The 12912-nt window shown below is 61.9% G+C and carries 10 protein-coding genes; 5 read left to right on the plus strand and 5 right to left on the minus strand.

Going from position 1 to position 12912, the window contains the following annotated elements:
* Positions 1-11 precede the first annotated feature (11 nt).
* The 4 genes from trpB (at position 12) to F0P96_RS01875 (ending at position 4387) form a co-directional block, all read left to right on the plus strand.
* On the plus strand, positions 12-1199 hold the full coding sequence (gene trpB / locus F0P96_RS01860; RefSeq protein ID WP_151077037.1) for a tryptophan synthase subunit beta: 1188 nt from the start codon (positions 12-14) through the stop codon (positions 1197-1199).
* Between the two features lie 156 nt (positions 1200-1355).
* Positions 1356-2141 (plus strand): tryptophan synthase subunit alpha, encoded by a 786-nt coding sequence (gene trpA, locus F0P96_RS01865; RefSeq protein ID WP_151077038.1) that lies wholly within the window; start codon positions 1356-1358, stop codon positions 2139-2141.
* 101 nt (positions 2142-2242) lie between these two features.
* Positions 2243-3268 (plus strand): bifunctional 3-deoxy-7-phosphoheptulonate synthase/chorismate mutase, encoded by a 1026-nt coding sequence (locus tag F0P96_RS01870; RefSeq protein ID WP_151077039.1) that lies wholly within the window; start codon positions 2243-2245, stop codon positions 3266-3268.
* Between the two features lie 393 nt (positions 3269-3661).
* A complete protein-coding gene (locus F0P96_RS01875) occupies positions 3662-4387 on the plus strand; it encodes a phenylalanine-4-hydroxylase (RefSeq protein ID WP_160620034.1) in 726 nt (241 codons plus the stop codon).
* Between the two features lie 113 nt (positions 4388-4500).
* On the opposite strand, the gene F0P96_RS01880 is transcribed toward F0P96_RS01875, so the two are convergent.
* The 5 genes from F0P96_RS01880 to F0P96_RS01900 form a co-directional block, all read right to left on the minus strand.
* Positions 4501-7530 (minus strand): T9SS type A sorting domain-containing protein, encoded by a 3030-nt coding sequence (locus F0P96_RS01880; protein WP_160620032.1) that lies wholly within the window; start codon positions 7528-7530, stop codon positions 4501-4503.
* A gap of 400 nt (positions 7531-7930) precedes the next feature.
* Positions 7931-8407: an Mpo1 family 2-hydroxy fatty acid dioxygenase gene (locus F0P96_RS01885; protein WP_151077042.1), complete on the minus strand. Its 477-nt coding sequence runs from the start codon at positions 8405-8407 to the stop codon at positions 7931-7933.
* A 167-nt stretch (positions 8408-8574) separates the two neighbouring features.
* A complete protein-coding gene (locus F0P96_RS01890; protein ID WP_151077043.1) occupies positions 8575-9324 on the minus strand; it encodes a dienelactone hydrolase family protein in 750 nt (249 codons plus the stop codon).
* Between the two features lie 178 nt (positions 9325-9502).
* Positions 9503-10876, minus strand: coding sequence for an ABC1 kinase family protein (locus tag F0P96_RS01895; protein ID WP_151077044.1), 1374 nt, complete (start codon positions 10874-10876; stop codon positions 9503-9505).
* Positions 10876-11511, minus strand: coding sequence for a TetR/AcrR family transcriptional regulator (locus tag F0P96_RS01900; protein ID WP_151077045.1), 636 nt, complete (start codon positions 11509-11511; stop codon positions 10876-10878). Before F0P96_RS01900 ends, F0P96_RS01895 begins: the two co-directional genes overlap by 1 nt.
* Before the next feature lie 161 nt (positions 11512-11672).
* On the opposite strand from F0P96_RS01900, the gene F0P96_RS01905 reads away from it, so the two are divergent.
* On the plus strand, positions 11673-12842 hold the full coding sequence (locus F0P96_RS01905) for an OmpA family protein (protein WP_160620030.1): 1170 nt from the start codon (positions 11673-11675) through the stop codon (positions 12840-12842).
* Positions 12843-12912 lie beyond the last annotated feature (70 nt).

Genomic DNA, 12912 nt, shown 5'->3' on the forward strand with positions numbered 1-12912 from the left:
ACCAGAACATCATGAGCCAATACCACCCTACGGAACGCGGCTACTACGGCTCGTTCGGCGGCGCGTTCATCCCCGAAATGCTCTACCCAAACGTGGAAGAGCTGCGCGAGCAGTACCTGAGCATTCTGGCCGATGCGAGCTTTCAGCAGGAATATCAGTTGCTGCTGCGCGACTACGTGGGCCGGCCCACGCCGCTGTTTCGCGCTGCGCGCCTGTCGGAGAAATACGGGGCTACCATTTACCTCAAGCGCGAAGACCTTTGCCACACCGGCGCCCACAAGGTCAACAACACCGTGGGCCAGATTCTGCTGGCCGAGCGGCTGGGCAAGAAGCGTATCATTGCCGAAACCGGTGCCGGCCAGCACGGCGTGGCCACCGCCACCGTGTGCGCCCTGCGCGGGCTGGCTTGCATTGTGTACATGGGCGCCATAGACATGGAGCGGCAAAAGCCCAATGTGGCCCGCATGCGGATGCTGGGCGCCGAGGTGCGGCCCGCCACCAGCGGCAGCCAGACGCTGAAAGACGCCACCAACGAGGCCATCCGCGACTGGATTTCGAACCCCACCGACACGCACTACATCATCGGCTCCGTCGTCGGGCCGCACCCGTACCCCGATCTGGTGGCGCGGCTGCAATCGGTCATCAGCGCGGAAATCCGGCGGCAGCTGCGGGAGAAAACCGGCTCGGAGCTGCCCGACTACGTGGTGGCCTGCGTGGGCGGCGGCTCCAACGCGGCCGGCGCGTTCTACCACTTCCTCGACGAGTCCACGGTGCAGCTGGTGGCCGTGGAAGCCGCCGGCCACGGCGTGCATACGGATAAGTCGGCGGCTACTTCGGTGCTGGGCCGGCCGGGCATCATCCACGGCAGCCGCACGCTGCTTATGCAGGACGAGCACGGCCAGATTACCGAGCCGCACTCCATTTCGGCCGGTCTCGACTACCCCGGCATCGGCCCGCTGCACGCCTTCTTGGCCGATTCCAAGCGGGCCCAGTTCCTGAGCATCACCGACGACGAAGCCCTGCAGGCTGCCCAGCTCTGCAGCCGGCTCGAGGGCATCATTCCGGCCCTCGAAACCGCCCACGCCCTGGCCGCCCTCGACCAGCTCCCGCTGAAACCCACCGACGTGGTGGTGCTCAACCTCTCCGGCCGCGGCGACAAAGACCTCGATACCTACCTGCGCGAACTGCACCTGGCCTGAAGCCTTAGGTAAAACGATAGGTCGTTTTGCAGAAAGAACCGGTCTGAAGTATGCTTGACTTCCGGCAAACAACCGCGTGACCGTTCAGAAGTCCGCTAGTGGCTTGCCCGGAATCGTCCCCAAATTCCGTGACATCCGTCTAATCCGTCCGAATCCGTGGTCAATCGATTTGCCGACCTCTTTGCCCGCAAGCCTTCGGGCGTGCTCAACCTCTACATCACGGCGGGCTACCCCAGTTTGCACGACACGGTGCCGCTGCTGAAAACCCTGGCCGAGAGCGGCGCCGACGTGCTCGAAATCGGCGTGCCCTTTTCTGATCCACTGGCCGACGGCCCCGTGATTCAGCAAACCAGCTCCGCTGCCCTGCGCAACGGCATGACGCTGAAGTTGCTGCTGCAGGAATTGCAAGGCATCCGCCAGGTGCTGCCCGACACCCCCTTGCTGCTCATGGGCTACCTGAACCCGGTGCTGCAATACGGCATGGAGGCGTTCTGTCAGCAGACCGCCGCCGCGGGCATCGACGGCGTGATTCTGCCCGACCTGCCGGCCGAAGAATACGCCGCTCTGTATCAGGAAACCTTCCGCCGCCACAACCTGCGCCCGGTTTTCCTCATCACGCCTCAAACCGCCGAAGCCCGCATCCGCCGCCTCGACGAACTGACCGACGATGCCTTTCTCTACTTGGTGTCGGGCCCCGGCCTGACGGGCGGCAACCAAACCGCCGACCACAGCAGCCAGGATGCTTACCTGGCCCGCGTCGAAGCCCTGAACCTGCGCAATCCGCGCCTCGTGGGCTTCGGCATTGCCGATAAAACTTCCTTCGAGCGGGCCTGCCAGCACGCCCACGGCGCCATCATCGGCTCGGCACTGCTGCGCGCCCTCGACGGGGCCGCCGACCCGCACGAAGCCGCCCGGCAATTCGTGCGCAGCATCCGCCAGTAGTCCGCGGCCCGCACCGAGCCGCAAACGCACACCACCACCACATGGCCGCCGTTGGCGGCCGCGCCGACTGGAAAGCCAGCGCCACATCGTATTTCCCCGCCATGATTATTCATCCCCAGCCGAACCTCACCCCCGACGCCCACGCCGCCCTCATCGAGCAGTTGCGGCAGCTGCGCTTCAAGGTGACGCCCGTGCGCACCCAGCACGCCGATTACCTTGTGGCCCTCGGCCCCCCAGACGTGGACCTGCGCCGCATTGCCGCCCTGCCCGGCGTGCGCGACGTGCATCGCGTGTCCGACGACTATAAGCTGGTGAGCCGCAAGTGGCGCGTGCACCCCACCGTGCTCGATCTGGGCGACGACATTCGCCTCGGCGAAGGCAGCCTGAGCATTGTGGCCGGCCCGTGCAGCATCGAAAACGAGGCGCAGATGGAAGCCGTGATGCAGCACCTCGTGCAAAGCGGCGTGCGGCTGATGCGCGGCGGCGTGTTCAAGCCCCGCTCGTCGCCGTACTCGTTCCGCGGCCTCGGCCTGGAGGGTTTGCGCGACTTCTACCGCCTCGCCCGCCAGCACGGCCTGCGCATCGTCACCGAGGTCATGCAGGTGTCGCAGGTAGAGGAGATGGTCGATTTCGTGGACGTGTTTCAGGTGGGGGCCCGCAATACCCAGAACTTCAACCTGCTCGATGCCTTGGGCGGCGTCGACAAGCCGGTGCTGCTCAAGCGCGGTGTGTCGGGCACCATCGACGAGCTGCTGCACTCGGCCGAATACATCTTCTCGGGCGGCAACGAGGACATCATCCTCTGCGAGCGGGGCATCCGGACCTTCGAAACCGCCTCGCGCAACACCCTCGACCTGAACGCGGTGCCCATCCTGAAAGAGAAAACCCACCTGCCCGTCTTCGTCGACCCGTCGCACGGCATCGGCCTGCGCGAGCATGTTGCGCCGCTGGCCCTGGCCGCCGTTATGGCCGGCGCCGACGGCATCCTCTACGAAACCGCCCCCGTGCCCGAGCGCGCCGCCTCCGACGGGCAGCAGACGCTGAACTTCGACGAATCGGCCCGGCTGGTAACGGCTATGCGCCGCACCTACGCCCTGCGCCGCGAGTTGGAAGCCGAACTGGCCTAAGCGTCAGAAAACACGAACCCTACGGCAAAGGCTGAACTGGGCTGAAAACGGTTTGCTCCGTTGCTGCTGCATCGTGGAGCTACAAACAGAAAGGGCTGCGCCGATACGTCACTTCCGTGTTAAGTCAAAAGTATCAGAATGTTGGCTGAAAATTAATTTCGACGGCAACCCCAGTGGTGCATTTGTATTGCTGCGAATGATTCTTATATTTGGCCCTGTCATGCTGAACCAGTCCATTAAGTGCAACTTTACGCTGTACGTCCGCCCCATGAATGGGGACGGAGCCGTGCCGTTGCATATAGGAGGATGAAGCTAAAGCAGCTACCGACCCTGATTCAACCTAGCCCGGCTCCGTACCACGGAGACCGGGCTTTTTTTTGCCCGAATGCCCTTATGGAAGCCCGTCATCTGACCGCCGAAGACCACCTCGTGTGGAAAGTGCTGTTTGACCGCCAAACGGCGTTGCTGCACCGTCGCGCTGCTGCGCCCTTCATCAAAGGGCTGCAACAGCTGGGGTTGACCCGCGAGGCGGCCCCCAGCCTCGAAGAGCTCGACCAGCGCCTGCACCGCCTCACCGGCTGGAACATCGTGCCCGCGCCCGGCCGCATCGACGACCGCACGTTTCTGGGTTTGCTGGCCGAGCGCAAGATGCCCGTCACCCGCTGGATTCGGCCCATGCGGCACTTCGACTACCTCTCGGGGCCCGACCTCTTCCACGATGCCTTCGGCCACTTGCCCTTGCTGACCGACCCGCACTGGGCGGCCTGGATGGAGCACTTCGGCCACATGGCCCGCCACCACCTGGCCGATGCGCAAGCCGTGGAGCAGCTGGTGCGCCTGTTCTGGCACACCGCCGAGTTTGGCCTGGTGCGCGAGGGGGAACACCTGCGCGTGTACGGCGCCGGTTTGCTGTCGTCGGCGGCCGAGCTGCACCACTGCCTCAGCGACGACGCGGTGCACACGCCTTTCGCAATGGAAGCAACGCTGGAAGCCTCGATCATCCGCGACGGGTTCCAGGCTTCGTACTTCGTGCTGCCCAGCTGGGAACACCTCTCCGACGCCACGGCCGAGCTGGCCGTGCGCCTGGCCGTGGTGCCGTGGCCGGCAGTGGCGCAGTAACGGCAGACGATGCAAGAGGCAGCCGCTAACAGGAGAAGCCAATGTTTGGAAAGGCAAAAACGCCCCTTCACCGCGTGGTGAAGGGGCGTTTTTGCCAGGGAACGAAGGATCAGTTAGTTTACAATGGTGACCTTGCGGGTCATGGTTTCGGCCCCAGCCATTACCCGAAGGGTATACACGCCAGCGGCGGCTCCGTGCGCAGTGACCAGCCCATTTACCTGCCCCCGCACAACCGGTAGTACTTCTGAGGCTACCACTTGGCCCAAGGAATTCAGCAACTGCACCGTTGCCACAGCGGCACGGACGTTATCGAGGCTGACGTGCAATCGGCCCTGGGTCATCGGATTGGGGTACACACCCAGAAGGCTGACCGATTTGGCAGAGGTAGCAGTGGCTACCGAGGAACGCAGCTGTAACAGGAAACGAGCTGCTGCGCCCGTTCCCGTTGTTTCAGTAAAAGTGTAGGTCGAATTGGCCAATAAATCCTGCTGCTGGCCGGTTTGCAGGTCTTGCAACTTCACCTCGGCCCCGGCCGGAAAGTGCAGCAGCGAAGCCGAAAGGGAATACGTGCCGGCCTGGGGCACACGCACCACCAGTGGCACCGCCAGCGAAGTGGCGCTCAAGGCGGGAAGGCCGTTGATAGACAGCGCATCGTTGCCAGCCTGCGTATAGAGTCCAGCCTGGGTGCTGATTACTTTCCACGCATCAAAGCGGGCATCGGCAGCCGGGGTTGCACCGGCTTCGCAGTACACATAGGTCACGTCGAAGGGAGTGGCGGCGCCGGCGGCAGAGAGGTCCAACTGAAGTTGGGGACGGGTATCGGTGCCAGAGCGGTAGAAGGCCGGATTGGCGTAAGACTGCATGCGCACACTCTCGTCGAGCAACAAGGATTTGCCCGGAGCCAGCGCCCGAACAAAGAAGCCCTGCATGGCTGGCACGACCGACCCGGAGCCCACGCCGTTCACGAAACTCGTGTAGGTGCCCGCGTAAGGCCCGCTCGAACGGTACATGTACAGGGCTGTTCCCACTCCGCTTGGCACGGCTACCTGATTCCAGTCGATGGGGGCAGGGTAGGGGTTGCCCACCAAGTTCCAGCCATTGCCGGAGCCGGAGTAGTTCAGCGGAATGGTAACGGGGCCGGCGTTGACGGGGCCGGTCAAGGCCACGGTTGCCGAAGCCGGCAGGTTGACGGTGTAGCCCTTGCCTGCGCCCATGGTGCCGGTAGGCACTTGCCAGCCCAGGTCGAAGTCGGTGGCGGTGTTGGGCCGGCCTTCGATGTACTCAAAAATGTTTGGAAATGGCTGTACGGTGCTGGGGTTGGAACTCGTATTGTAGGCTTGGTTAAGCACGGGCGTGAAGCCATTCGTGGCCAAGCCACTGAGGGCAGCTCCCACTACCGGGCTCGAAAAATGGCGGTAGCCGGTACCCGGATTTAGACTAGCGGTAATAGCGCGCTGCATGGTAACGTTGCCCGTGATACCGCCGCCACGGTTTACCACCATTGCGGAGTTGCTGGCATCCGAAGCCAAGACCAGTGGCTGCCCGTCGGTTTGGAGGCCTCCTCCGAGCGTGAGCATGCGGTGGACGGTGAGCGGCGTTGTTAGAACTACGCCAGCCGGACCTACTTCCAGGTTGTGCGCCTCAAACGCCGAGCCTCTCAGCTCTTGCGCCGCTGTTCCCTGCATGCGCAAAGTGCCGAGCAGATTCAGGGTGCCGTTGTTGGTGACCGTACCGGTTGCGGTTAGGGTGCCGGTTGAAGCCAGCGTTAGCGTTGCGCCCGGTGCCACCGTTATACTGCTGCCGTTCAGCGTGCCGGTGACTTGAGCATAGTTAGGAGTGCCGGCCGGAAAAACGAGGTTGTCGGTAGCGGCGGGCAGTACGTTGTTGCTCCAGTTTGTGGCTACACCCGATGCCGTCGACGTCAGACCCGTCCAGATGCCGTTGGGCAAGGCTGCAGCGGTGCCCAGGTAGCGAGCTACAATAAACTGTTTGGTGGTGGAGCCGGCAGGGGTGGTATAGCCTGCAACCACAATTTTCCCATCGGCCTGGATATCCAGCCCGTTGATGACATCTTCGCTGTCGTTGCCAATGTCGGTTACGGAAATACCGTTTGTACCAAAGCCAGGGTCCGGTGAGCCATCGGACTGCAACCGCACCAGCACAAAATCATTGTTTGAGGTGGCGGTTTTGGCAGCGCCGACGGCTACGATTTTGCCATCGGATTGTACCTGAACCTTATTCAGAACGGCAAGGCTACCAATCGTCAAATCCACAATTCCCTGATTGCCAAAGGACGCATCCAGGGTCGCATCCGAATTCATTCGCAGGATCATGGCCTTGCCCCGGCGGCTTCCCACAACCACAAGTTTGCCGTCGGGTTGAGCCGCAATGCCTTGGGCAGTGATACCCGCAGAACGGTTGATGTCCAAACAAAACGCTAACCCAAAGCCGCGCGGACCAAAACCAGAATCGTGTGAGCCGTCGGGCAGCGCCTGGCTGAGCAGAAAGTCGTAGGTGCATTGGCCCACGGCCATGCTCTTCCCATTGGGCAGCCGGGCTATATCGGTAAAGTAGTGGGGAACATTCGTGACGAAGTTGAGCTGGCTAGTGCTGACACCGTACTGCGCTACATCGTCGCCGCTGGCCGAGAAGGTATGAACGACGTTGTTGTTGAAATTGGCAGCCAGGCTGTGCCGGTCGCCGGCCACGGTGATGCTGCCATCGGGATTCACTATGCTCCCGTACCATATGCCTCCTAAGTTGCCCAAGCCTGGGTAAATAACTTTGCGGTAACCCGTGCGGGCGGCCCCCTGACCTGTCATTTCGCCAAACCCGGTATCAAAACTGCCGTCGGGGTTGTGGCGCGCCACATAGCCAGGGCCGCCAGCGGAGCCACTCACCACGTACTTGCCATCGGGCTGAACGGCTAGGCCACTGCCTACAAACAGGTTGGCCGACCCACCCGAAGAAACAGCCCCCAGACCCGCCGTCCCAAACAGGGAATCAGTCGTCCCATCGGCCAAGAGCCGGGTCAGAATTATACCGTTTGATTGGTCGCCCACGACCACGAGCCTGCCGTCAGCCTGTTGTTTTACCCCGCGCGCCTGCATGCTCACGCCGCTCAGGCCGAAAGTGGGCAACACCTTTCCGCCTGAGCCGAACCCTGCGTCCAAGCTGCCGGCTTGTTGGGCTACGGTAGGTAAGGCGTGTAACGCTGATGCAAAGACAGCTAGAGTAAACAAGTTGCGCATAAATGGAGGCTGAAAAATGAAATGATTATTTTGCGTGAATGTATGGTTTTTTTTATTTGTGTCCAAGCCTTGGTAGGCAAGGAAAAGCCCTGCCCAGAGACCTGAAAGCGCGCATCTGGCGTAGACAAGCAACATTTGAGGTGTAGCGCGCTACCTGTGGTCAATACAGTTTCCAGACGCGCCGAAAACATGTCAAAGCCACCTATACTCACGGGGGATTGACTTGGGATGGTGCTCAGAAGGCGACTATTTCCACTGGATAAGAAAACAATGCAGCGGCAAGCAGAGCTGGTTAATACAACCACCCGAGCCGCCGGTACACAAAGTGCAGGAGCCACAACGGGCCGATGAGCAGAAACTGCAGGTCTTTCAGAAACGACGGTTTCTTGCCTTCCACCTCGTGCCCCCAGAACTGCCCAACCCACGCCAGCACAAAAATGATGAGGCACACAGCCCACAGCGGCAGCGTGGCTTGGGCATCCACCACGCGCAGGGCTGCCGCCATCAGCACCCACACTACTACCATGCCCACCGACAGCCGGGCCGACAGGCGCAGGTAGTACGCCACGGCCAGCACCATCACCAGCGTGGCCAGGTTCAGCCACGGACTGAGGCGGTGCAGGGCCGCTGGCATGGGCACCGACCACAGCAGCCCCAACAGCGAAAACATGATGAGGGGCACGCATATCCAGTGCACCAGTTTGTTGGTGGGGTTTTGGTGGCTTTCGCCGTATTCGGCGAGCAGCGCGGCGAGCAGTGCGTTAGGCATAGCGGGTGGGGAAAGCAGGAAAAGCTACTGAAAAACGCTGCCACATGCAATGCAGCACCTACTGTACTTGCACCACCGCGGCATAAGTCGGGCTAGAAAGTCTTGCCCGAGAGCAAAAGAAAAGCGCCGGCATTTGCCGGCGCTTGAGCTATATGGGCAAGCAGAAGCTAGACTTTGGCTTCGCGCTTGAAGTTTTTGCGCAGGTACGCCAGCGACACCGCGTGCGCATAGGCTGCGAATTGCGGGCTGTATTTGGGGTTCGATGGGTTGGCAAAAGCGTGGTCGGCGTCGTAGCTCTTCACTGTCAGGGGCTTTTTGGCGGCGGCCATATCCTTCTGAAACTGGGCCACCACCTCGGGGCTACTCCACTTGTCCTGGGAGGCGAAGATGCCCAGCACGTCGGAGTTCAGGGTTTTGAGGCGGGCCACGTCATTCTCGGGCATGCAGTAGTACATCACGCAGCCCACTGTTTGCTTGCCGCCCAGCAGGGCCGCTTGCAACGACCAGCCCCCGCCGAAGCACCAGCCCACCGTGGCAAATCGGGCCTTCGGCCCAGCGTAAGTCATGGTACTTTTCAGAATGCGCTGCGCCCGGTCGGTTTTCACTGCTTGCATCAGTTTGCCGGCTTCTTCGGGCGTGGTAGCCACCTGGCCGTCGTACAAATCCACGGCAATGACGTTGACACCGGTCAGTTCACTGGTGTAGGTGGCGGCTTCTTTTTTGATGTAGTCGTTCAGGCCCCACCACTCGTGAATCACTAGCAGGTATTTGTCCGATGGGGTGGCGCTTTTCATCTCGAAGCCACACCCTGTTTTGCCGTCCGACGTCCTGAATTCAATGGCGTTGCCGGTGCCTTGGTACGAGTAGGGCAGGGGCGCGTCATGGCCGCCGGAAAAACCCTCGTTGGCAGCCAGCATGGCAAAGGCCTCGGTGGCCGCCGGGCGGGCGCAACAGGAAAGGCTAGCTTTTTGAGCAAACGCGGCACTGCTGCTCAGCACGGCTGCCAGCAACAGGAAAAGGCGCTTTGTGGGGCGTGAAGGTTGAAATGCGGGACTGGAAGCGGTACTCCAAGTATTTTGTTTAGGCACGAGGACACTACGCTTGCGCTGCCTGGGGGCCTGGAATACCAGTGTCCACTTGTGCGCCCAGCTCCGTGAGCAGGGCGTACAAACCCACGTAGGTGCGGTTCAGGTAGATAAAGTGCCGGGAGCCACGCGGTTCGCGCTGGCGCCGCAGCTCCGGGTCCTGCATCAGTTCGTCGCCGAGGGCATACAACTGCTGCAAATAAGCCGCGTCGCCAAAATCGAATGTGGCTTGCCAAAACGGCTGCGCCACCAATGCCAACGACGCTTTGATGGTGCGCAGGTACAGGTTGCGTTGGGCCGGTGCGTCGGCCGAGCGCAGCACTTCCAACTCCGTGAGCAGTTTTTCCAGGCGCGCTTCGTCGTCGAGGATGCCGGGAACCAACAAGGCTAGGAAGCGCTGCTGAAACGCGGCCGGAATTTCTTTCACGCAGCCGAAATCGAGCACCCCGACGGTGCCGCCGTCGGTGGCTTGCAGCAGGAAGTTGCCGGGGTGCGGGTCGGCGTGCACCTGCCGCAGCGTATGAATCTGATACGTGTAGAAGTCCCAAAGCGCCTGCCCGAGCTGGTTGCGCACGGCCTGGCTGGGCGCGGTGGCCAGAAACTCCTTCAGGTGCAGACCCGGCAGCCAATCCATGGTGAGGATGCGCGCCGCCGATAGTTCGGCGTGGTAATGCGGAAACTGCAGGTGGGGCATGTGCCGACACCGAGCCGCAATTTCCTGGCCTCGCCGCAACTCCAGGGCGTAGTCGGTTTCTTCGAGCAGGCGCGTTTCCACTTCTTCCAGGTAGGGCCGCACCTGCGCCTCGTCGAGGCCGAGTACGCGCAGGGCCACGGGCTTCACCATCCGAATGTCGGAGCGGATGCTGTCGGCCACGCCGGGGTACTGCACTTTCACGGCCAGCGGCAGGCCGTTGCGCCGCGCCCGGTGCACCTGCCCAATGCTGGCCGCCTGCCGGGCCTGCGGCTCAAACTCGTCGAACAGCTCGAAGGGCGACTTGCCAAAGGCGTCGCGGAACGCCTTGACGACCAGCGGGCCCGACAACGGCGGCGTTTGGTACTGGGCTTGGGCGAACTGCTCGGCATACGCCGGCGGCAGCAGGTTTTTCTCCATGGCCAGCATCTGAGCCACCTTCAGCACCGAGCCTTTCATTTCGCTCAGGGCGCCGTACAGCTCGGCCGCATTGGCGGCGTGCAGGTCTGCGGAGCTGCTTTCGGCCCCCACCGAGCGGCGGGCGTAGTGCTTCACGTAGTTGGCGCCTACTTTCAGCCCGGTTTTGGCGAAGCGCGCCGCCCGTGCCACTTTGGTGGTGGGCAGCGACACCAGCGGGGACGTAGCTTCTGGCGTCGGCTCCGGGGCAGGGCCGCCTTGGGGTTCGTCGGGCATCAGCGGCGGCTTTGGAACAGGAAACGGGCTAGGTCCAGGGCCGAGTCGAGCGTGTTCGGCCCCACAAGGTCGAAGCTCAGCCGCACGGCTTTTTCCACGGCGGCGTCGGTGCGCTCGAAGTTCAGGCTGTCGTCTTTTGCAAAATACCCGAGCACGAACAGCGCCTGTTGCCAGAAAGCCCGCGGATACTGCTCCTGTACCACCGGGCGACTGGCCACTTCTTCGGTGCGGCGGGCCTCGCGCAATAAGTCGCCCACAAAGGCCTCAAAACCTTGCCGAAAGTCGTCGAGCACGCGCGGGGTGAGGCCGGGCATGCGGTGCAGGGAACGGCGCAACGACCCTAGTGCGTAGCTGCGGTTGTGCTTGAGAATTTCGAGTAGCGTGAAGTAGAAACCCAGCAGCTTTTCGCGGGCGCTGTATTGCTCCCAAACCGGCTCGGCAGTGGCCCGTTCGCGCGCCTCCCGTCCAAAGTCGGCCCAGATTTCCCGGTCGATGGCGTCGAAGCTGGCATAGTGGCGGTAGAACTCGGCTTCGGGCAGGCCCAGCTTTTGGGTGAGCTTGAACACCGACGCGGGCGGCGCGTTTTTGCGCAGTACGTAGTCAAGGTACGCCTGCTTAATGCGGTCTTTCTCCATGGTTTATCCAAAACCAGCGGCAACGGGGTTTGGTTGTGTTTGGCCAGGCGCACGTCGGATTGGCCTAGCCAAATGAATAATTTATATAAGCACTATACGGCTGTATTTGGATGATGCTGTTTAAATATTGTAGGTTTAGGTGTTTTTTCTCATCCATTTCCATGAGTCGCACCCTACCTTCTTTAATTCTGATCCTTACCGCTTGGCTGGTGGGCTTGGGACATGCTACCCAAGCCCAGACGGCTAATGCAAGCATCAATGGCACAGTGGGAACCGAAGACAAGCTGGCCCTGTCGGGGGTGTCGATAACAGTGGCGCACTTGCCCTCGGGGGCCCGGCAAGCGGTACTCACCGATGCCAACGGAAGCTTTGCCATTAAAAATCTGCTGATAGGAGGCCCGTACGTGGTGCAGGTCAGCCAGCCCGGCTACAAGATGCAGTTCGTCAACGATGTGTTCCTGTCCGCCGACAAGCCTTCCACGTTCGCGTTTGTGCTGCGGAGGCCCGAAGCCGTTGCTACGACCAAAACTCATTCCGGCCGGGCCAAGTCGTCGTTCGCGCCATTGCGTGGAGGAGCTTCCCGGCCCCTCGTGGCTTCTGCTCCTGCGGTAGTCCCGGCTACGGCAACCGCCTCCACAGCGCCGGCTCCCGCTCCCGCACCGGAAAAACGCGCAGCCGCTGCTCCCGCCGAAACGGTTGCTGCACCAAGCGCGGTGGCCAGCAAGCCCGAAGCAACTGCCTCGGCACCGGCGCCTCGGGCCCGCCGCCCCTATACGCCTCGCAAGCCCACCAAAGGCAATGCGCCCGCGGTAAGCGGCCATTATGACGCCAAGAGCGGCAATTACATTTACGATACGGGGGCGCCAACAACCATCAAGTTGGCCAGCGGAGGCGTAATTGAGGGCGTAGGAGTTAACTCCACCGAGAACCTGCTGCACCGCTTCATCACCGATGCACAAGCGAAAGTGGACACTGCCGACCTGACCCAGGGCTGGATCAACTTCGACCGTGTGTACTTCGATGCCGGCAAGGCCACGCTCACCAAAGAGTCTGTGGGACAGCTGCGCAACATTGCGGCCATCATGCGGGCGTACCCCGCCACACGCATCAAGATTGGCGGCTACAGCGACAGCACCGGTACCTATAAAGTCAACAAGCTCCTGAGCGACGCCCGCGCGCAAGCGGCGTGGGCCACGCTAGTGGAAATGGGCGTAAGCCCGCGCCGCATGGACGCCCGGGGCTACGGCCCGCGCTACGGCATTGCGCCCAACACCACCGAGGAAGGCCGCGCCATGAACCGCCGTCTGAGCGTGAAAGTTCTTGCTAAATAGCCGCGCATCAGGCAGCCCTTTGGCTTATGGCCGGGCTGCTGGATTCGAGTAGGTTGGGTGGCATGTCTGG

Origin of the sequence: Hymenobacter busanensis, assembly GCF_008727865.1 — a bacterium.
GTDB lineage: Bacteria > Bacteroidota > Bacteroidia > Cytophagales > Hymenobacteraceae > Solirubrum > Solirubrum busanense.